The following is a 2,686-nucleotide window of genomic DNA, read 5'->3' on the forward strand; positions in this document are numbered from 1 at the left end:
GAGCTCACGCGCACCCGCCCCGACGGATTCATGAAGGCCCTCGTCCTCACGTCATGAGCACATCGCAGAAGAACAAAGGTTCCCTTCCCCGCCTCGGTTTCCTCGGTCTCGGCTGGATCGGGCAGCATCGCCTGCAGGCGCTGCTGGCGGAGCAGGCCTGCCAGGTGGTGGCCGTGGCGGATCCCTCCGAAGCCGCGCGCGAACAGGTCCGCGCGCTGGCGCCCGACGCGGCGCTCGCCGGCAGCCTCGACGAGCTGCTGCAGCATCCGCTCGAGGGCGTGGTGATCGCCACACCGAGCGCGCTGCATGCGCAGCAGGCGCTGCAAGTGCTCGAAAGCGGCCTGGCCGTGTTCTGCCAGAAGCCGCTGGCGCGCACCGAAGCCGAGAACGCCGCGATCGTCGCGGCGGCGCGCCGGGCCGACCGGCTGCTGGGCGTGGACCTGTCCTACCGCCACACCGAGGCCATGCGCCGCATCCGCAATGCCGTGGTGGAAGGCGAGCTGGGTTCCGTCCATGCCGTCGACCTCGTGTTCCACAACGCCTATGGCCCGGACAAGGGCTGGGCCCACGACATGGCCCTGGCCGGCGGCGGCTGCGCGATCGACCTCGGCATCCACTTGGTGGACCTGGCGCTCTGGACGCTCGGCTTTCCCACGGTGGAGCGCGTGACGAGCCGCCTCTATGCCCGCGGCCAGCCGCTCGCACCCGGCAGCGGCACCGTGGAGGATTACGCGGTGGCCGAACTCCACCTCGCCACTGGCGCGGTCGTGCGCATCGCCTGTTCCTGGAACGTCTCGACGGGCCGCGATGCCGTGATCGAGGCGCACTTCCACGGCAGCCGCGGCGGCGCCGCGATGACCAACGTGAACGGCTCCTTCTTCGACTTCGCCGCGGCGCGCTTCGAAGGCACGCGCCGCATCCCGCTGGCCGAGCCGCCGGACGCCTGGGGCGGCCGCGCGATCGTCGACTGGGCGCGGCGGCTCGCGGCCGGCGCGCGCTACGAGAACACCATCGAGAGCATCGTGCAGGTCGCCTCGGTGCTGGACCGGATCTATGGCCGCTGAGCGTCCGCTGCGGGTGCTGATGACGGCCGACACCGTCGGCGGCGTCTGGACCTATGCCGTCGAACTGGCCCGCGCGCTGGCCGCGCGCGGCATCGAGGTGGCGGTTGCGACCATGGGGGCGCTGCCCTCGGCGCACCAGCGGCAGGAGCTGGCGGGCGTGGCCGGCGTGCAGCTGTTCGCGTCGGCCTGCAAGCTCGAATGGATGCAGGACTGCTGGCCGGACGTGGATGCGGCCGGCCAGTGGCTGCTCGCGCTGGAGCGCGAGTTCGCGCCCGACCTCGTGCACCTGAACCAGTTCGATTTCGGGGCCTTGCCCTTCCGCGCGCCGACGCTGCTGGTGGCGCACTCCTGCGTGCTCTCGTGGTGGCGGGCGGTGCACGGCACGGCGGCGCCGGCCGAGTGGTGCACCTACCGCACCCGGGTCACGCAGGGCCTCGCCGGCGCGGCGCTGGTCGCCGCGCCCACGCGCGCCATGCTGGGGACGTTGGCGGAGAACTATGGCGTAGACACGGCCCGTGGCCTCGTGCTGCCGAACGCGGCCGACCCGGCGCTCTTCGCGCCCGCGGCCAAGGCGCACTTCGTGCTGGCGGCCGGGCGCTTCTGGGATGCGGCGAAGAATCTCGCGGCGCTAGAGCAGGTCGCCCCCGCCCTGCCCTGGCCGGTGAAGGTCGCCGGTGCCGCGCAGCACCCTGACGGCGGCACGGTCCACGCGCAGCACGTGCAGTGCCTGGGCGAACTGCCGCGCGCGCAACTGGCGCGCACGTTGTCCGAAGCGGCGGTCTACGCGCTGCCGGCGCGCTACGAACCCTTCGGCCTGTCAGTGCTCGAAGCGGCACTCAGCGGCTGCGCCCTGGTGCTGGGGGACATCGCCAGCCTGCGCGAAACCTGGGGCGAGGCCGCGCTCTACGTGCCGCCCGACGACCCCGCGGCCTTGCAGCGTGCGCTGCTGCGTTTGATGGAGGGGGAACCGGAGCGCGCGCGCCTCGCTGCGGCGGCCCGCTCGCGCGCCAGCCACTTCTCGCCCGTGCGGCAGTGCGAGGCCTACCTGCAGGCCTACGCGCGCCTCGCGCCCCGCTTCGCCACCGCCGCTCCGGAGGAACTCGCGTGCGCGTAGTCGTCTTCTGCCACTCGCTCGTCTCCGACTGGAACCACGGCAACGCGCACTTCCTGCGCGGCGTCTGCACCGAGCTGCTCGCGCGCGGCCACCAGCTCGAGGTGTACGAGCCGGTCGATGCCTGGAGCGTCACCAACCTCGTGGCCGAATACGGCGCGGCGCCGCTGCAGGGCTTTGCCCGCGCCTATCCGCAACTGCAAAGCATCCGCTACCAGCCAGCCGAGCTCGATCTCGACCTGGCGCTGGACCAGGCCGATCTCGTGCTGGTGCACGAGTGGAACGAGCACGCGCTGGTGCGGCGCATCGGCGAGCACCGCAAGGCCAACCCGCAGTACCGGCTGCTGTTCCACGACACGCACCACCGCGCCGTGACCGAGCCCGAGAGCATGGCGGCCTACGACCTGCGCCACTACGACGGCGTGCTGGCCTTCGGCAGCGCGATCCGCGATCTCTACCGCGCCAAGGGCTGGGCCGAGCGGGCGTGGACCTGGCACGAGGCGGCCGACCA

The 2,686-nt window shown here is 72.5% G+C and carries 2 protein-coding genes and 1 pseudogene; all 3 read left to right on the forward strand.

What is annotated here, in order from left to right; all coding sequences use genetic code 11:
* The first annotated feature begins 53 nt into the window (after positions 1–53).
* On the forward strand, positions 54–1,064 hold the full coding sequence (locus VFM98_RS21315) for a Gfo/Idh/MocA family oxidoreductase (protein WP_325111897.1): 1,011 nt from the start codon (positions 54–56) through the stop codon (positions 1,062–1,064).
* A complete protein-coding gene (locus VFM98_RS21320) occupies positions 1,054–2,178 on the forward strand; it encodes a glycosyltransferase family 4 protein (protein ID WP_325111898.1) in 1,125 nt (374 codons plus the stop codon). The genes VFM98_RS21315 and VFM98_RS21320 overlap by 11 nt, the downstream gene beginning before the upstream one ends.
* A pseudogene (locus VFM98_RS21325) lies at positions 2,169–2,686 on the forward strand (glycosyltransferase); the annotation flags it as partial. The gene VFM98_RS21320 and the pseudogene VFM98_RS21325, both read left to right, overlap by 10 nt.

This window comes from Ramlibacter sp., from assembly GCF_035706265.1.
Classification (GTDB): domain Bacteria; phylum Pseudomonadota; class Gammaproteobacteria; order Burkholderiales; family Burkholderiaceae_C; genus Ramlibacter.

Bases quoted from the DNA above. Each gene is read 5' to 3' on its own strand.
- VFM98_RS21315 (WP_325111897.1), top strand. From the start codon at position 54: ATGAGCACATCGCAGAAGAACAAAGGTTCCCTTCCCCGCCTCGGTTTC.
- VFM98_RS21320 (WP_325111898.1), top strand. From the start codon at position 1,054: ATGGCCGCTGAGCGTCCGCTGCGGGTGCTGATGACGGCCGACACCGTC.